The sequence below is a fragment of the Xanthobacteraceae bacterium genome (assembly GCA_019454205.1).
Classification (GTDB): domain Bacteria; phylum Pseudomonadota; class Alphaproteobacteria; order Rhizobiales; family Xanthobacteraceae.
The window spans coordinates 427527-444144 of record CP075369.1; the positions used below are offsets into that span (position 1 = coordinate 427527).

16 protein-coding genes are annotated in these 16618 nt (G+C 63.9%); 6 read left to right on the forward strand and 10 right to left on the reverse strand.

All coding sequences use genetic code 11. The annotated features are described in order from the left end of the window. The first annotated feature begins 30 nt into the window (after nucleotides 1-30). Together KF794_02050 and KF794_02055 are read left to right on the forward strand one after the other, a co-directional pair. Entirely contained in the window at nucleotides 31-1338 is a 1308-nt protein-coding gene (locus tag KF794_02050) for an insulinase family protein (GenBank protein ID QYK46554.1), read from the forward strand. Between the two features lie 62 nt (nucleotides 1339-1400). Further along, nucleotides 1401-2186, forward strand: coding sequence for a hypothetical protein (locus tag KF794_02055; GenBank protein ID QYK45513.1), 786 nt, complete (start codon nucleotides 1401-1403; stop codon nucleotides 2184-2186). Between the two features lie 65 nt (nucleotides 2187-2251). Here the strand turns inward: KF794_02055 and KF794_02060 are convergent, their stop codons facing one another. The 8 genes from KF794_02060 to KF794_02095 all read right to left on the reverse strand — a co-directional run bounded on the left by KF794_02060 (nucleotide 2252) and on the right by KF794_02095 (nucleotide 9743). Further along, nucleotides 2252-2734 carry an ATP F0F1 synthase subunit B gene (locus KF794_02060; GenBank protein ID QYK46555.1) on the reverse strand — a complete coding sequence of 161 codons (483 nt, stop codon included), beginning with the start codon at nucleotides 2732-2734 and terminating at the stop codon, nucleotides 2252-2254. A gap of 22 nt (nucleotides 2735-2756) precedes the next feature. Continuing rightward, nucleotides 2757-3284, reverse strand: coding sequence for a F0F1 ATP synthase subunit B' (locus tag KF794_02065; protein ID QYK45514.1), 528 nt, complete (start codon nucleotides 3282-3284; stop codon nucleotides 2757-2759). 33 nt (nucleotides 3285-3317) lie between these two features. Beyond that, entirely contained in the window at nucleotides 3318-3557 is a 240-nt protein-coding gene (locus KF794_02070; GenBank protein ID QYK45515.1) for a F0F1 ATP synthase subunit C, read from the reverse strand. A 43-nt stretch (nucleotides 3558-3600) separates the two neighbouring features. Further along, on the reverse strand, nucleotides 3601-4353 hold the full coding sequence (locus KF794_02075; protein QYK45516.1) for a F0F1 ATP synthase subunit A: 753 nt from the start codon (nucleotides 4351-4353) through the stop codon (nucleotides 3601-3603). 36 nt (nucleotides 4354-4389) lie between these two features. Further along, nucleotides 4390-4728 (reverse strand): AtpZ/AtpI family protein, encoded by a 339-nt coding sequence (locus KF794_02080; protein ID QYK45517.1) that lies wholly within the window; start codon nucleotides 4726-4728, stop codon nucleotides 4390-4392. Between the two features lie 195 nt (nucleotides 4729-4923). Beyond that, nucleotides 4924-8376, reverse strand: a complete 3453-nt coding sequence (gene smc, locus KF794_02085) for a chromosome segregation protein SMC (protein ID QYK45518.1) — start codon at nucleotides 8374-8376, stop codon at nucleotides 4924-4926. 151 nt (nucleotides 8377-8527) lie between these two features. Beyond that, the gene (locus KF794_02090; protein ID QYK46556.1) at nucleotides 8528-9103 is read right to left on the reverse strand and encodes a DsbA family protein; all 576 of its coding nucleotides are present in this window, start codon (nucleotides 9101-9103) and stop codon (nucleotides 8528-8530) included. Between the two features lie 148 nt (nucleotides 9104-9251). Beyond that, nucleotides 9252-9743 carry a DUF721 domain-containing protein gene (locus KF794_02095; protein QYK45519.1) on the reverse strand — a complete coding sequence of 164 codons (492 nt, stop codon included), beginning with the start codon at nucleotides 9741-9743 and terminating at the stop codon, nucleotides 9252-9254. Between the two features lie 37 nt (nucleotides 9744-9780). On the opposite strand from KF794_02095, the gene mutY reads away from it, so the two are divergent. The 4 genes from mutY to KF794_02115 all read left to right on the forward strand — a co-directional run bounded on the left by mutY (nucleotide 9781) and on the right by KF794_02115 (nucleotide 14077). Continuing rightward, nucleotides 9781-10920: an A/G-specific adenine glycosylase gene (gene mutY, locus KF794_02100; protein ID QYK45520.1), complete on the forward strand. Its 1140-nt coding sequence runs from the start codon at nucleotides 9781-9783 to the stop codon at nucleotides 10918-10920. Further along, complete coding sequence (locus KF794_02105) at nucleotides 10917-11267, forward strand: RidA family protein (protein QYK45521.1); 351 nt, start codon at nucleotides 10917-10919, stop codon at nucleotides 11265-11267. Before mutY ends, KF794_02105 begins: the two co-directional genes overlap by 4 nt. A 96-nt stretch (nucleotides 11268-11363) precedes the next feature. After that, nucleotides 11364-12242, forward strand: a complete 879-nt coding sequence (locus tag KF794_02110; GenBank protein ID QYK45522.1) for a transglutaminase family protein — start codon at nucleotides 11364-11366, stop codon at nucleotides 12240-12242. Between the two features lie 86 nt (nucleotides 12243-12328). Beyond that, nucleotides 12329-14077, forward strand: coding sequence for a Kef family K(+) transporter (locus KF794_02115; protein QYK45523.1), 1749 nt, complete (start codon nucleotides 12329-12331; stop codon nucleotides 14075-14077). A 6-nt stretch (nucleotides 14078-14083) separates the two neighbouring features. Here the strand turns inward: KF794_02115 and KF794_02120 are convergent, their stop codons facing one another. Further along, nucleotides 14084-15238, reverse strand: coding sequence for a site-specific DNA-methyltransferase (locus tag KF794_02120; GenBank protein ID QYK46557.1), 1155 nt, complete (start codon nucleotides 15236-15238; stop codon nucleotides 14084-14086). 152 nt (nucleotides 15239-15390) lie between these two features. Then, entirely contained in the window at nucleotides 15391-16545 is a 1155-nt protein-coding gene (locus KF794_02125) for a PA0069 family radical SAM protein (protein ID QYK45524.1), read from the reverse strand. Nucleotides 16546-16618 lie beyond the last annotated feature (73 nt).

The window sequence follows — 16618 nt, forward strand, 5'->3', positions numbered from 1 at the left end:
CGGTTCGCGGTTTTTCTGAAAGGGTGCGCGATGGCGCTTGCTCTGATCGCCGGTTCCGCATCCGCGACCGGTGCCACCACCAAGATCGAACGGCTGACTTCGCCGGCCGGAATCGAAGTCTGGTTCGTGCGCGACGATACGCTGCCGATCCTGTCCATGAACTTCGCCTTCACCGGCGGCGCGTCGCAGGACCCGGCGGATCGTGCGGGCCTCGCTTACATGACCGCGGCCCTGCTCGACGAAGGCGCGGGCGACCTCGATGCGAAAGCGTTTCAGGAGCGGCTCGAAAACCGCGCGATTTCGCTCAGCTTCAGCGCCGACCGCGACCATTTCCGCGGCTCGCTCCGCGTGCTGACCGAACACCGCGCCGAGGCCTTTGAATTACTGCGCCTCGCGCTCAGCGCGCCGCGCTTCGATCAGGAAGCAATCGATCGCATCCGTGCGAGCGTACTCGCGGGCCTGCGCCGTAGCGCGAACGATCCCAGCGATGTCGCGGCAAAGCGCTGGTTCGCGAAGGCGTTTCCGAACCATCCCTATGGCCGCCCCGTAGCGGGCGACGAAGCCTCGATCGCGGGCATCGAGCGCACGCTGCTGTTTTCCTACGTGAAGAAGAACCTCGCACGCTCGAACCTGAAGATCGCGGTAGTCGGCTCCATCGACCGCGAAACACTCCTGAAACAGATCGATCAGGTATTCGCGAAGCTGCCGGCCACCGCCGATCTCGTTCCGGTGATGGATGCGGTGCCGCAAGCGCTCGGCGAAAGCGAAGTCATCGACCTCAACATCCCGCAGACCACGATCACGTTCGGCGGCATAGGCCTGAAGCGCAAAGACCCGGACTTCATGCCGGCCTTCGTGCTCAATCACGTGCTTGGTGGCGGCAGCTTCTCGTCGCGGCTTTATCGGGAGGTGCGTGAAAAGCGCGGGCTGGCCTATTCGGTATACTCGTACCTCAGCGCCCCGCGTAATTCCGCTTTGTTCTTCGGCGGCACGCAGACCCGCAACGATCGCGCGGTCGAGGCGTGGCAAATCATCGAATCCGAGATTCGCCGCATTGCAAACGAAGGCCCGACCGCCGAAGAACTCGAGCAGGCGAAAAGCTATCTCACCGGCTCGTATCTGCTGAATTTCGACACTTCGGCGAAGGTCGCCTCGCAATTGCTCGAAATTCAGCTCACCGATCTCGGCATCGATTATATTGATCGCCGCAACGACTTGGTTAACGCGGTCACGGCAGAAGACGTGCGCCGCGCTGCAAACCGTTTCCTGCGTGATGGCAAGTTTCTGGTGCTGATGGTGGGACGCCCGGTGCCGTTAGCCAAACCGAAGGGCGGTTGAAACAGGTGCTTCGCCGAGGGACGAACCTGCTGGTATAATGCGGGACGGAGGAGTGGGTAGTTATGCGTAATGATTCCGGTGGCCTGCGCGCGCGGGCTGTCGCTGCTGTCGTGCTGGTCGCTTTGGTTGCGGGTTGCAGCACTGTCGAAAGCGTCATGGGACCGATGGGGAACGTATTCTCCGGTTCCGATAAGCCGCAGGATCCGAACAATCCGAATAATCCCAACCAGCCCAGCCCCAATCAGGTTGCGGCGGAAGAGAATTGTCCGGGCGCCGCGATCCGTCAGGGCGCATCCGCGTGGGTATCCAACGCCGGGACCGGGCCGAACGATATTCGCTATCAGGCCAGCATCGGCACCGTCGCGCGCGAATGTGCGCTGCTCGGCGACACCATGACCATCAAGGTCGGCGTTGAAGGCCGCCTGCTGGTCGGCCCAAAGGGCGGCCCGGGCGTGGTTACGATCCCGCTGCGCATCGCGCTGGTGGTCGAAGGCCCGCAGCCGCGGCCCATCTCCAGCAAGTTCTATGCGGTGCAGGTCAACGTGCAGCCGGGCGCCAGCCAGACCACGTTCACGCAGATCGAGGACGACCTTACGTTCCCGCTGCCGCCGGACCGCAATCTCGAGAAATACATCATCTATGTCGGCTTCGATCCGCAGGGCCTTGCCCCGCAGCCGAAGGCCAAGGCCAAGCCGCGCGCGAAGACCGCGCCGAAGAAGCAGGTCAAGAAGCAGGCCGCGCCACCTGTGCAACAGCAGCAACAGCCGCCGGGCTTCCAGCCTCCGCCGCAGCAGCCGCAACAGCCGCGCGGCACGCCGACCTTCGATCCGCCCCCGCGGACGAACTAGGCGGACAGACAAAAAAAACGGCCGCTCGAAAGAGCGGCCGTTTTCGTATCCGTATGTGCGATGGCTTAGCCGAGGCGCGCCTTCACGTCCTTGATCGCGGCGTCGAGGATCTTCTCGCCTTCCGCGCCCTTGGCGGTATCGGCGAGAATGGTCTCGGCCGCTTTCGCGGCGGCGTCGGCAGCGGCCGCGCGGACCTCCGCAAGCGCCTGCTGCTCGGCCTGTGCGATCTTCGTCTCCGCCATCTTGGTGCGGCGGGCGACGAAATCTTCCATCCGGGTCTTGGCGTCGGCGGCGATCTGCTTCGCTTCCGTATTGGCCTGCGCGATGATCGCCTGCGCTTCCCCTTCGGCTTCCTGAGCCTTGCGCTTGTATTCGGCGAGGAGCTTTTGCGCCTCGTCTTTCAGGCGCTTGGCTTCATCCAGTTCGGCCTTGATCTGCGCGCCGCGGCTGTCGAGCGCGCCGAGGATCGAGCGATGCACGCCGAAGCGAAATACGAGTAGGATGAAGACCGCGAAGGCGACCGCGACCCAAAGCTCTGCTTCAAGCAACCAGTGTGGCACGTCTCACCTCTTAGTGGAGCGCGGCATCGACCGCGCGCTCGACCGCCGGCTGCGCCGGCGCCTTGCCGGTGAGCCGCTCGACGATCAGGCCCGCGGTATCGACCGCGATGGTCCGCACGTTCGCCATCGCCGCCGACTTGGTGGTGGCGACCTGCTTCTCGGCGGCGTCGAGCTTGCTCTTCAGCCCGGCTTCGAGCGACTTGCGCTGCTCTTCCGACTCCGCCGCGAGCTTCGCGTTGGTTTCGGAAGCCAACGCCTGCGCTTTCGCGCGGGCGTCGGCGAGCGCCTTCTCGTAGGCGGCCTGTGCCGCTTCGCTCTCGTTCCGGGCGCGGTTGGCCGCGTCCAAATCGGATTCGATGCGGCCCTTGCGATGCTCGATCGCCTTGCCGAGCCGCGGCAGCGCCACGCGCGAAAGCAGCACGTAGAGCGCGACGAAGCAGATCACGAGCCAGAAGATCTGGGACGGAAACGTTTCGCCCTGGAAAGGCGGAAACGGCGGCTTCCCTCCCGGTACTTCAGTGTGATTGTTCGATGCCATCGGCTTTCCGTCAGCGTTGTTCGTTGGCGGGAATTAGACGGCGAACAGGAGCAGGAGGGCGATGAGCAGCGAGAAGATGCCCAGCGCTTCGGTCACGGCGAAGCCGAAAATCAGGTTGCCGAACTGGCCCTGCGCGGCGGCCGGGTTGCGGAGCGCGGCGGAGAGATAGTTGCCGAAAATAAGACCGACGCCGACACCGGCGCCGCCCATGCCGATCGCGGCGATGCCCGCGCCGATCAGACGGCCGAGTTCTTTTGCTGCTACTGGATCCATAACGAAACTCCTCTGGAGATTTTCTGGTTGAACTGTTCGGCCGTTAGTGGCCGGGGTGAATTGCGTCGTTGAGATAGAGACAGGTGAGAACGGCGAACACGTAGGCTTGCAGGAACGCGACCAGCAGATCGAGCGCGGTCAGCGCAACCAGCATGCCGAAAGGAAGGATACCGAGCGCCCAGCCCGCAACGCCGAGCGAGGTCGCGAGCAGGCCGATGAAGCTGGCGAACACCTTGATCGTGATGTGGCCGGCGAGCATGTTCGCGAACAGTCGCACCGAGAGCGAAAGCGGGCGCGACAGGAACGAAAGAATTTCGATCAGCACGATCATCGGCATGACGAACATCGGCACGCCGGAAGGCCAGAACAGCTTGAAGAATTTGAAGCCGTTCTTGTAGAGGCCGTAGATGATGACGACGAAGATCACAAGGAGCGCGAGCAGCGCGGTGATCACGATATGGCTCGTCACGGTGAAGAAGCCCGGAATCATGCCGAACATGTTCAGGACGAGCACGAACGTGAACAGCGAGAACACGAACGGGAAGAACTTCATCCCCTCGTTGCCCGCCGTACTTCGGACTGTCCCGGCGACGAACTCGTAGGTTATTTCCGCCAGTGATTGCAGGCGGCCCGGAATGAGGGTCTGGCCGCGGGTGGCGAGCAGGATGCCGCCGACGATCACGACAACCGCCGCGATCATGAAGACGGCCGAATTGGTCAGTGCGATTTCGTAGGGGCCGATATGGCCCAGGGTCGCGATCTTCTTGATCTGGAATTGCGCAATCGGATCGGCCATCGCTCTCGTCTCTTTGGGCGCGGAAACGCGCCGCTTCTATTTCCGTCCGCCGAAGCCCGGCATGACGCCGAGCGTGCGGAGCACATTCAGGACACCTGCCGCGAAACCGAGGAGGAGGAAAACGATCATCCCCCACGGCGACCAGCCGGTCAGCTTGTCGAAACCCCACCCGACGGCGAACCCCGCAACCACGCCTCCGACGAAATCGCCGGAAAGTCTCAGTCCCTGGGAAAAGCCCTTGCGTTCCGCTGCGGTCTGCTGAGGTGCGGGGTTTTTCCGCCGCTCCTCGGCTTCGCGCGCGTCGAGTTTTTCGTCGAGACGTCGCAGCCTGCCGGAAAGATCGCCCCCGCCGTTCTCGTCTCTCGGATCGCTCATAGGAAACGTCTCGAAAGAGCAATGAAACTGCGGCTTCTCTCCAAAGCCGCGCGGACCATAGTGAGGGGGTCTATGGGTGTCAAGAAACGTAAACGCCTCTTAACACCATGTTTTTGTTGAGAAAATCGCCGCTCCGGAGAGGTGCGGCGGCGAGTCTCGGTACTCCGCGAAGAGTCGCCGGAGACACGCCGGAAACTAGCCCGCTTCGCGGTAGCTTTGTGCGGTCTGGAGGTCGACCGAGACCAGTTGCGAGACGCCGCGCTCGGCCATGGTGACGCCGAACAGGCGGTTCATCCGCGCCATCGTGATCGGGTTGTGGGTCACCACGATGAAGCGCGTGTCGGTTTCCTGCGACATGCGCTCCAGCAGGCCGCAGAAGCGCTCCACGTTCGAGTCGTCGAGCGGCGCATCGACTTCGTCCAGCACGCAGATCGGGGCCGGATTGGTCAAAAACACCGCGAAAATCAGGGACATGGCCGTCAGCGCCTGCTCGCCGCCCGAAAGGAGCGACAGCGACTGCGCCTTCTTTCCGGGGGGCTTGGCGATGATGTCGAGGCCGGCCTCCAGCGGGTCGTCTGAGCCGGTCAGGACCAGCTCGGCGGTGCCGCCGGAGAACAGGCCGGTGAACAGCTTCTGGAAATGCTCGTTCACGGTCGCGAACGACGCCCGCAGCCGCTCGCGGGCTTCCTTGTCGAGGCTCTGGATGCCCTGCCGCAGCCGCTTGATGGCTTCCACCAGGTCGTCGCGTTCGGAGGTGAGGCCGAAGTGCTGTTTCTCGACTTCGGTCAGTTCCTCGTCGGCGCGCAGGTTCACGGCGCCGAGCCGCTCGCGCTCGCGCTCGAGCTTTTCGATCCTCTCGGCCACCAGTGCGGGATCGGATTCCTCGCCCTTGGTGTCGAGCGCTTCCGCGATCCGTTCCTCGGTCGGCTCGCCGCCGAGGACTTCCGAGACTTCGCGGGTGAGGTCTTCCTTGCGGGTGCGGGCGGCGTCGAGACGCGCCTCGTCGCGGGCGGAGACTTCGCGCGCCGCGGAGAGCGCCTCGCGGGCCTCGCGCTCCTGCTTGCCGATCTCGGTCACGACTTGCTCGGCCGCGACCAGCTTGTCGTCGGCCTCGCGCTTCTTCGCTTCCGCCGCGTTGATCTCGGTGAGCAGCTTCGAGCGCGTTTCCGCGAACTGCGCGGGCGCGGAGTCGAGCGAGGTGCGCTCCTCGCGGGTTTCGGTGACGCGGGTTTCGATGGCGGCGACCTGCGTGACTGCGCGCTCCTCGCGCTCGCGCCACGAAGCGCGTTCCGCCCCGATGGTGGAGAGCCGCTGCGCGCGCGCGGCGCGTTCGCGTTCGATGCCGTCCACGTCGGCGCGGGCGGAGGCCAGCGTGTGCCGTTCGCCGGAAAGCCGGGTGCGGATGGCGGCGAGTGCTGCTTCGGCTGCCGCCATGTCGCCCAGCGCCGCGAGTGCATTCGCGGTGTCGGTCACTGCAGTCGCGGTTTCTTCCTTGCTCGCGAGAAGGCGCGCACGCGCTTCCGAAAGCGCGGAGAGGCGCGATTGCTGTTCGCCCGCGCCGCGTTCGGCATCGGCGAGTGCTTGTAACGCAGCGTCGTAGGCGCTCTGCGCGTTGCGCCACAAACCGCGTGCGCTGAGTTCTGCGCTTTCGGCAGCCTGTTGTTCGGCGAGCGCCCGGTCGTTTTCGGCTTTTGCCTTGGCAAGCGCTTCGCGCGCGCTCGCGGTTTCCTGGTCGATTTCCGAGAGCCGGTTGCGCGCGGCGAGGCGGCGCGCGGCGGCGGTCGGCGCGTCGGCGGTGACGGTGTAGCCGTCCCAGCGCCACAGGTCGCCTTCCTGCGAAACAAGACGCTGGCCGACGCTGAGCTGCTTGCGCAGCACCGCACCCTGTCCACGCGCGACCACGCCGATTTGTTTCAGGCGGCGGGCGAGCGCTTCCGGCGCGTTCACATGAACGGTGAGCGGTTCGGCGCCTTCCGGCAGCGCCGGGTCGCTTTCGCTCGCATCCGCGCCGGCCCAGTGCATGGGCGAGGCGGCATCGAGCGGCGCATCGAGTTCGTCGCCGAGCGCGGCGGCGAGGGCCGCTTCGTATCCGGCCGCGACCGTGACCTGATCGACGGCGGGCGGGAACAGCGATTTCGACTGTTCTCCCAGCATCTTGGCGAGGGTGCGCGCTTCGGTTTCCAGTCGGTGCAGGTTCTGCTCGGCGAGCGCCAGCGGCTTGCGGGCGACATCGAGCGCCTGCAATGCCGCCGAGCGAGCGGCTTCCGCGCGCAGCGCGTCGGCATCGGTCTTGGCGAGATGTTCCTGTGCGGCGGTCGAGGCATCGCGGAGCTTCGCGAGTTCGCCGCCGTTTTCGGGAAGCACGGCACCGGCTTCCGTCTCGATCTTGGTGATCTCTGCATCGAGCCGCGCGAGGCGGTCGCGGTGCGTACTGGCCGCGCTTTCCAGCGCGCCGCGTTTCGCGACGAGGGCCGCGAGTGTCGCGGTGGATTCGTCGAACGCGCGCTCGGTTTGTGCGACCAGCGCTTCCGCCGCCACGAGGCGCTCGCGGGCGGCAGCTTCGCCGCCGGCGACCGAGTTCTCTTCCGCTGCAAGGGCTTCTTCTTCGCGGGCGAGACGGGCCAGCACTTCGGCCGCGTCGTTCGCGAGCGCGCGCTCGCGTTCGATGTCGGCGGCGAGTTGCGCAAGACGGCGGTCGAGTTCCTCGGCGCGGCTCTTTGCGCGGGCTTCTTCCTTGTCGAGGTCGGCGCTCGCGAGTTGCAGGCGATGCAGGGCAGCGCCGGTAATGGCGGCCTGTTCGCGCGCGGGATTCAACGTTTCGGCGGCTTCCGCCTGCTTGCGGCTCGCTTCGGCATGGGCCTGCGTCTTGTCGGCGACGTCGCGCACCGCGAGGTCGCGGGTGCGCTCGGCTTCGGCGATCTGCGCTTCCGCTTCGCGCCAGCGCAGCGCCATGAGGAGCGCCTGACGGCGGCGGATTTCCGCCGACACATTTTTGTAGCGAACCGTCTGCCGCGCCTGCCGCTTCAGGCTGTCCATCTGGGTCGCGATCTGGCCGATCACGTCTTCGAGGCGTTGCAGGTTGGTTTCGGCTGCTTTCAGGCGCGTTTCCGCTTCATGCTTGCGCGCGTGAAGGCCGGAAATACCGGCGGCTTCCTCAAGGATGCGGCGGCGCGATTCCGGCTTCGCATTGATGATCTCGCCGATCTGGCCCTGCTTCACGAGTGCCGGCGAACGCGCGCCGGTGGAAGCGTCGGCGAACAGCAACTGCACGTCGCGGGCGCGGACTTCGCGGCCGTTAATGCGGTAGGCCGAACCCGCTTCGCGCTCGATGCGGCGCGAGACTTCGATCACGTCGTGCTCGTTGAACTGGGCGGGCGCTTTGTGCTCCGAATTGTCGACCACGATGGTGACTTCCGCGGTATTGCGCGCGGGCCGGTGCGCGGAACCGGCGAAGATCACCTGATCCATGTCCTGCGCGCGCATGGCCTTGGTCGAGCTTTCGCCCATCGCCCAGCGCAGCGCCTCGACGATGTTGGACTTGCCGCAGCCGTTCGGACCGACGACGCCGGTCAGCCCCGGTTCGATGACGAACTCCGAGGGTTCGACGAAGGACTTGAATCCGAGCAGCTTGATACGGGTAAATTGCATGATCTTTCCGGCCTTTGGACGCGGTTACGCGCACGATTCGCTAGCCCGCAACGATGCGGTGCGGCGCACCCAGCGGCAAGCCCGCGCTCGGCAATTCACAAGCGTCTGTTGGGGATGGCGGCGGAGTTTTCCGCGGCTTTTCCCCGGCTGCTTACTTCAACAGCGGGTCGATGACCTTGGACAGTTCCTCGATGGAGGTGTCGCCCTCGATCCGGGTACCGTTGACAAAGATGGTCGGCGTCGCGTTGACGCCGAACGTCTCGAAGCCGCGCACGGCGACCTGCTGGATTTCCTGCGCGAGCGCTTTGTCGCTGAGGCAGGACTTGAATTTCTCTTCCGAGATGCCGGCCTGGTTCGCGAGCTTTTGCAGGACCGGCACCGCGTTCGCGGTCATCCAGGTGCGCTGCGTTTCGAACAGCGCCGAGGTCAGCGCGAAGTAACGGTCTTCGCCCGCGCAATGCGCGATCATGCCAGCGGCAATCGAGAGTTCGGCAGGCGCGGTCGGGAATACGCGGAAGATCAGCTTCACCTTGCCGGTGTCGATGTACTTCTCTTTCAGCTTCGGAAAGGTGTTCTGGTGGAACGACGCGCAGTGGCCGCAGGTGAAGGACGCATATTCCACTACCGTCACCTTGGCGTCCTTGTTGCCGAGGATGTGGTCGCCGAGCGCGCCCGGCTTGTGGAGTTCGGCCTCGTTGACTTTTTTCGCCTGTGCGAATGCGGGCATCGGGAGCGCAGCCAGCAACGCAATCGTGCTGATACCGGCGAGGATTTCGCGGCGCGAGAAGTGCAAGGTCGGCCTCCGGGGCAATAGGGATCGGGCAGGGAAGTAGACTGCGCGTCCGATTGTGGCAAGCGTGGGTCAGGCCCGCGGCCTATTTGCCGCGACGTTGTCCGATCAGCGCGCCGAGCCGGGCAACCGCCCGTCCCAGCGGCTCGTCCTCGAACCGGCCGATGGTTTTGCGCGTCTCCTCGACCTGTTCCGCGGAAGGCTCTTTCGGCTTGGGCGGCTTGGACCGCCGTAGCGAAACCGGCCCTTGCCGGATTGCAATGCGCCCGACGCAGCGCCAGCCGAAATAACGGTTCACCCGTTCGATGATGACAGGTTGAAGATGTTGCACTTCGAGGGCGTAAGCCCCCTCGACGCGAACCTGAAGGATACCCACCGAATCCGGATCGTCGCGGCGCGGCCATGTAAGCGCTAGCGGTTCCGAACGGCGCGCGAGGCTCTCGCCGACGATCTCCTCCCAGCGCGTCACGATTTCGATGGAAGCGAAGCCCTGCTTTGAAAACGCGTCGCCCACCGCCTTGCCGACGAGGTCGGCGAGCGGCGCGGCGAAGCGGGGGCGTCTGGGCGTGGAAGCCATTTTGCAGTTCCTGCCGGAGTCGGCGTAGAGCTTCCGGATGCGCGAGACAAGCCGGGCAGGGAGTGAACAGCGGGCAAAGCCGAAGGTTGCGCCGGAAGCCGCCACGCTGCTCGCATGGTACGATGTTTCCGCCCGCGTATTGCCGTGGCGCGCGCGTGGCGGCGCGAAGCCGGACCCGTATCGCGTCTGGCTTTCCGAAATCATGCTGCAGCAGACGCGCGTCGAAACCGTACTTCCTTATTATGCGAAGTTTCTCGCGCGCTGGCCGGACATTGCAGCACTCGCGAACGCGCGGCAGGAAGAAGTGCTCTCCGCATGGGCGGGTCTCGGCTATTACGCGCGCGCGCGAAACCTACACGCCTGCGCAAAAACGGTGGTGGGTGAATTCGCGGGACGCTTTCCCGAAGGCGAAGATGAACTACGCCGCCTTCCCGGCATCGGCGCGTATACTTCCGCGGCGATTTCCGCCATCGCGTTCAGGCGCAAGGCGACCCCCGTGGACGGCAACATCGAGCGCGTGATGTCGCGCTTGTTTGCTATCGAGGAAAAACTTCCCACTGCGAAGAAGACGCTCGCGCGGCTCGCCGCCGAAATGACGCCGGCACATCGCGCCGGAGATTTTGCGCAGGCGCTGATGGATCTGGGTGCCACGATCTGCACGCCGAAGCGTCCCGCCTGTGCGATCTGCCCGTGGGCCGATGCCTGCACGGCGCGCGAGCGCGGCGATCAGGAGACGTTTCCGCGCAAGACGGAAAAAGCGGAAGGCGCGTTGCGCAAGGGCGCTGCTTTCGTCGTACTGCGCGAGGACGATCACATCCTTCTGCGCACGAGGCCGGACAAAGGATTGCTTGCGAGCATGACCGAAGTGCCGGGCAGCGAATGGAGCGCTACATATAAAGAGAAGGAAGCGCTGGAATCCGCGCCACCCCGCATCGCGAAAGGCGATGAGCAATGGCAAAAGCTCCCCGGCGTGGTGCGCCACGTTTTCACGCATTTTCCGCTGGAACTGACCGTCTATTCCGCAAGCGTTCCGCGAAGCACGCGCGCGCCGAAAGGCATGCGCTTCGTGCCGCTCGCCGCGCTGGACGAGGAAGCCTTGCCGAGCGTGATGCGAAAGGTTATCGCCCACGCACTCGAATTCACTCACGAACGAAAAGCGAGAGGGAGAAGGAAATGAACATCCAGCGTATCGAGCCGGGTCCGCGCATGGCGCAGGCCGTGGTCCACAACAACACCGTCTATCTCGCCGGTCAGGTCGCCGATAAGGCCAAGGGCAAGAGCGTCACCGAGCAGACCAAGGAAATCCTCGAAATCATCGACGATCTGCTGAAGCAGGCCGGCACCGACAAGTCGAAGCTGCTCCAGACCCAGATTTTCCTTCCGGACATTTCGAACTTCGCGGAAATGAACAAGGCCTGGGAAGCGTGGGTATCGCAGGGCAATGTGCCTGCACGCGCGACAATCGAGGCCAAACTTGCCTCTCCCGACTACAAAGTCGAGATCATGGTCGTCGCGGCGCGATGAAATTATAGGCTTTGCGCCCGTCATATTGAGGGGAACTATTAGCGCGGTGGCGGCTTCCATAGAGCCGCTGCCGCGTTTTCATTTGAGTCCCCTTTCGTGCAGATCAGAATTGGCTTCGACATAATATATGAGTGCGGGCAACCGACACCGATGGTGTTGATGTTGAACGTTCACCCATCGCGGCAGGCCGATCTGGAAAAGCCGGATACTTTACAATTCACCCCCGCCGTTCCCGCGCGAAGTTATCTGGACATCTTCGGCAATACCTGCACCCGCATCGTTGCGCCCGCGGGCCAGCTCCGTATCTTTACCGACACCATCGTCAACGATGTGGGCACGCCCGAGCCGGTCGTACCGGAAGCGAAGCAGCACGCCATCGCCGACCTACCGGATGAAGCGCTGATGTTCCTGCTCGCGTCGCGCTACTGCGAGACCGACAAGCTGGTGAACATGGCCTGGGCGATGTTCGGCAACACGCCTGAAGGTTGGCCAAGAGTGCAGGCGATCTGCGATTTCGTGAATTCGAAAATCAGCTTCGGTTATCCGCATGCCTCGGCGACCCGCACCGCCGCCGATGCGCTCTCGGACCAGCGCGGGGTCTGCCGCGACTTCGCGCATCTCGCGATCACGCTTTGCCGCTGCATGAACATTCCGGCGCGCTACTGCACCGGGTATCTCGGCGATATCGGGGTGCCGCTCGACCCGGCGCCGATGGATTTCTCGGCATGGTTCGAAGTCTACCTCGGCGGCCGGTGGTATTCGTTTGACGCCCGTCACAACATGCCCCGGATCGCGCGAATCCTGATCGGCCGCGGCCGCGATGCGGCCGACGTCGCGATTTCCACCACGTTCGGTCACAACATTCTCCGCAAATTCACGGTGTGGACCGACGAGCTTCCCGGTCCCGATGGCACGAAGGCGCCGATTGTCGAGCCGCCTTCGGCAAACTCGTTCGGCTTGCCGATTTCGTTGTAACCCCGGCTACGTTTTCGTTTGCAGAATCCGGACCGGTTCCTTTATTTGAATGGAACAGGCACGGGGACGCCTGCCAACGAGGAACAATGCCGCATTACACGCCGCTGATCGCTACCATTGTCGCCGGTCTGGTTCTGGCCTTCATTCTTGGCTCTATCGCGCACCGGCTGCGCATTTCCCCCATCGTCGGTTATCTTCTGGCAGGCGTGCTTGCGGGTCCTTACACGCCGGGCTTTGTCGCCGATCAGGCGCTTGCGAACGAACTGGCCGAACTTGGCGTCATCCTGCTGATGTTCGGCGTCGGCCTGCACTTCTCACTGAAAGACCTGCTCTCGGTGCGCGCCATCGCGATCCCCGGTGCTATCGCTCAGATCGGCGCGGCGACGCTGATGGGCATGGGCATGGTCTATTTCCTCGGCTGGGGCTGGACCGCGGGTTTCGTGTTCGGTCTCGCGCTCTCCGTCGCGTCAACCGTCGTGCTGCTTCGTGCGCTACAGGAGCGCCGCCTTGTTGAAACCGAGCGCGGGCGCATCGCGGTCGGCTGGCTGATCGTCGAAGACCTCGCGATGGTGCTGGCGCTGGTGCTGCTGCCGGCGATGGCCACCGTCATCATGGCGAAAGATGCCGTCTCCAATCCTGCCATGTGGCAGCCGATTGCGATCACGCTCGGCAAGGTTACGGCCTTCGTGATCGTCATGCTGGTGATCGGGCAGCGTGTCGTGCCGTGGGCGCTGCACTGGGTCGCGCATACGGGTTCGCGCGAACTGTTCCGGCTGTCCGTTCTGGCAATCGCGCTCGGCATCGCCTACGCGGCATCGACGTGGTTCGGTGCATCCTTTGCGCTCGGCGCGTTCTTCGCGGGCATGGTGATGAGCGAGTCGCCGCTCTCGCAGCGCGCGGCGGAAGAAACGCTGCCGCTGCGCGACGCTTTCGCGGTGCTGTTCTTCGTCTCCGTCGGCATGTTGTTCAACCCGAATATCGTCGTGCAGCATCCATGGCTGCTGGCGGGAACGATCTTCATCATCGTTTTTGGCAAGTCGGTCGCGGCGTTCCTCATCGTGCGCGCGTTCAAGTATCCTACTTCGACCGCGCTGGTTATTTCCGCTTCGCTTGCGCAGATCGGCGAGTTCTCGTTCATCCTCGCGGGCCTCGGCGTATCGCTGAAGCTGATGCCGCAGACCGGCCTCGACTTCATTCTCGCGGGCGCGATGATTTCGATCATGCTGAACCCGTTCGCGTTTCAGGCAATCGATTGGATCAAGCCGAAGCTTGAGAAGAAAACGGGCGGAGAGGAAATTGCGACAGCAGCACCCGTACCGGAGGAGCCTGCCGCGATTCTGGAACCGACCAAGCTGGAGAACCACGCGGTGATCGTTGGTTACGGCCGTGTCGGCTCGCATATCGGCGACGGGCTTCGGCAGCAGGGCATCCCCTATGTCGTGATCGAGGATCGTCCCGACGTGGCAAAGCAGTTGCGCGCGCGCGGGATCGAGGTGTTCTTCGGCAACGCCGCCACGCCGGAATTGCTGGCGGCTGCCAATCTTGGACACGCCAGAACGCTGTTCGTTGCGATTCCCGAAAGTTTCGAAGCGGGACAGGTTGTGCAGCAGGCGCGCAAGGCGAACCATTCGCTAGAGATCATCGCACGCGCACATTCCGATGCGGAGCAAAGCAACCTCGACCGCCTCGGCGCGAGCCATACCGTGATGGGCGAGCGCGAAATCGCGCAGGGCATGCTGGATTTTGCGAACCGCACATCCGTCACGCCGGGCCCGGTGACCAGCGCGGACGAGCGCAAAATCGCCGAGAAGGTGATTCCGCCGGAAGCGACGTAACGCGGTTTATTCCGCGGCCTGCAATTCGCCGCGAATAATCGCGCGCAGCGCGTCGATCGGTTTCTTCGCCTTGCCGTCCTCGAAGTGCCAGTAGGTCCAGCCGTTGCAGGCTTCAAGATTTTGCGCGAGCGCGCCCATCTTGTGGATCGAGCCGGCATGCGGTCCCAACTGGATCGAACCGTCGGGGCGTACCGTTGCCCGCACCTTGCCCTTGGCGTCGGTGAGGGTCGCGCCCGCATCCAGCAATCCGCGTTCGACGATGCTCGCGAAGGCCACGCGCGGCGCTTCGCGTGCGGTCATGAAGGGCACCAGTGTCGCTTCGGGATAGGGTTCGACATTCGCGATGCGCGCTTCCGCGGCTTTCGCATAGGTGGTTTCGCGCTCGATGCCGATGAAGCGGCGCGAGAGCTTTTTCGCCACCGCGCCGGTGGTGCCGGAGCCGAAGAACGGGTCGAGCACGACGTCGCCCGGCCTGGTCGAGGAAAGCAACACGCGCGCCAGCAGCGATTCCGGTTTCTGCGTGGGATGCACCTTGTCGCCGTCTTTATCTTTCAGGCGTTCCGCGCCGGTGCAGAGCGGCAGCGTCCAGTCGGAGCGCACCTGCACGTCTTCGTTGCCGGCTTTCAGCGCTTCGTAGTTGAAGACGTATTTGCGCGCCTTCTCGTCGCGTGCGGCCCAGATCAGCGTTTCGTGTGCGTTGGTGAAACGGCGGCCGCGGAAGTTCGGCATCGGGTTCACTTTCCGCCACACGACATCGTTCAGGATCCAGAAGCCGATGTCCTGCAACGCGGTGCCGACGCGGAAAATGTTGTGATACGAGCCGATCACCCACAGCGTCGCGTTCGGTTTCATCGCGCGGCGCGCGGCTTTCAGCCACTCACGCGTGAAGTTGTCGTAGGCCTCGAAGCTGGAGAACTGGTCCCAGGCGTCGTCTACCGCATCGACCTTGGACTGGTCGGGCCGCGAAAGATCGCCGCGAAGTTGCAGATTGTAGGGCGGGTCCGCGAATACGAGATCGACGGATGCTTCGGGGAGCCTGTTCAATTCCTCGATGCAATCGCCGACGATGATGCGATTGTGCTCCAGCCCCGGAAGGTCTGGCCGTTTCGCCGAAGCTGAACGGGGCGCCCTACTGGGCGCCCCGAGACGCGAGACTCGCATACGCAATACCGGTACTCGTTACGCAACGAAACACAGTGCGCAGCATCGCCGCTCACGGTAAAAAACCCATTAAATATAAAGTGTTAACGGCCGTTAGGAATTGACCCTGCGAGACCGTGGACGAAGTTCATTCGCCGCGAAGCAAAGCAGGCTCAAGCCGCGAACAGGTCCATCTGGTCGCCCTTCATCGGCGGGTGCCTGAACAGCGAAGTGGTCATCGGCCAGCGGCGTTTGTTCAGGCCGAACTTGTTGCAGGCGAGTTCAAAGCGCCGCGCCACCGACCACGCATAAGGGCCGGTGCCGCGCTGGCGCAAACCCCAGGTCGAGTCGTAGTCCTTGCCGCCGTGGATGTCGCGGATGAGCGAGATGACGTGCTTCTCCTTGTCAGGGAAATGCTCGCGCAGCCATTCGCGGAACAGGTCCTTGATCTCGAGCGGCATCCTCAGCATCACGAAGCCCGCTTCCGTCGCGCCTGCGGCAGCACCCGCATCGAGCAGACGCTCGATTTCGGAGTCGTTGATCGCCGGTACGATGGGTGCGGTCATGATCGCGGTCGGGATGCCGGCGCGCGACAGTTCGCGGATAGCTTCGAGGCGGCGCGGCGGCGTCGGCGCGCGCGGCTCCATCGCGCGCGCGAGTTTCGGGTCGAGCGTGGTGATCGAGATCGCGACCTTGGCCAGCCCTTTCGCCGCCATCGGCGCGAGGATGTCGAGGTCGCGCAACACCAGGTTCGACTTCGTGACGATGCCGACCGGATGGTTGGTCTCGCTCAGCACTTCGAGAATGCGCCGCGTCAGCTTCCACTTCCGCTCGATCGGCTGGTAGGGATCGGTATTCGTGCCCATCGCCATCACGCGCGGCGAATAGCCGGGCGCAGCCAGTTCCTTGCGGAGCAATTCCGGCGCGTCCGGCTTCACGAACAACTGCGTTTCGAAATCGAGGCCCGGCGACATGCCGTGATAGGCGTGGGTCGGCCGCGCGAAACAGTAGATGCAGCCGTGCTCGCAGCCGCGATACGGATTGATCGAGCGGTCGAAGCCGATATCCGGCGAGTCGTTCCGCGTAATGATTTTGCGCGCGCGCTCCTCGCGCGTCACGGTCTTGAGCGGCGGAAGGTCTTCGAGGGACTGCCAGCCGTCGTCGAACGGAATACGTGCTTCCGCGTCGTAGCGGCTGCTGGCGTTGGATACCGCGCCGCGGCCCCGGCGGCGCTCGCCGCCGACCGATGTATCGAGCAGCCCGTCCGCGTGTTCCGGGGCGGGTGCGAAGTCGCTGTTCTGAAGGTCCTTTTCAAATCCGTGGTCCACGGCCGACTCTCCTGCTTGGAATGAAATCCTAGGCGGGAAATGAGAACAAAACAAGAACAAGATATGGGGCAGA

Bases quoted from the DNA above. Each gene is read 5' to 3' on its own strand.
- KF794_02050 (QYK46554.1), top strand. From the start codon at position 31: ATGGCGCTTGCTCTGATCGCCGGTTCCGCATCCGCGACCGGTGCCACC.
- KF794_02055 (QYK45513.1), top strand. From the start codon at position 1,401: ATGCGTAATGATTCCGGTGGCCTGCGCGCGCGGGCTGTCGCTGCTGTC.
- KF794_02065 (QYK45514.1), bottom strand. From the start codon at position 3,284: ATGGCATCGAACAATCACACTGAAGTACCGGGAGGGAAGCCGCCGTTT.
- KF794_02070 (QYK45515.1), bottom strand. From the start codon at position 3,557: ATGGATCCAGTAGCAGCAAAAGAACTCGGCCGTCTGATCGGCGCGGGC.
- KF794_02075 (QYK45516.1), bottom strand. From the start codon at position 4,353: ATGGCCGATCCGATTGCGCAATTCCAGATCAAGAAGATCGCGACCCTG.
- KF794_02080 (QYK45517.1), bottom strand. From the start codon at position 4,728: ATGAGCGATCCGAGAGACGAGAACGGCGGGGGCGATCTTTCCGGCAGG.
- smc (QYK45518.1), bottom strand. From the start codon at position 8,376: ATGCAATTTACCCGTATCAAGCTGCTCGGATTCAAGTCCTTCGTCGAA.
- KF794_02090 (QYK46556.1), bottom strand. From the start codon at position 9,103: ATGCCCGCATTCGCACAGGCGAAAAAAGTCAACGAGGCCGAACTCCAC.
- KF794_02095 (QYK45519.1), bottom strand. From the start codon at position 9,743: ATGGCTTCCACGCCCAGACGCCCCCGCTTCGCCGCGCCGCTCGCCGAC.
- mutY (QYK45520.1), top strand. From the start codon at position 9,781: ATGCGCGAGACAAGCCGGGCAGGGAGTGAACAGCGGGCAAAGCCGAAG.
- KF794_02105 (QYK45521.1), top strand. From the start codon at position 10,917: ATGAACATCCAGCGTATCGAGCCGGGTCCGCGCATGGCGCAGGCCGTG.
- KF794_02115 (QYK45523.1), top strand. From the start codon at position 12,329: ATGCCGCATTACACGCCGCTGATCGCTACCATTGTCGCCGGTCTGGTT.
- KF794_02120 (QYK46557.1), bottom strand. From the start codon at position 15,238: ATGCGAGTCTCGCGTCTCGGGGCGCCCAGTAGGGCGCCCCGTTCAGCT.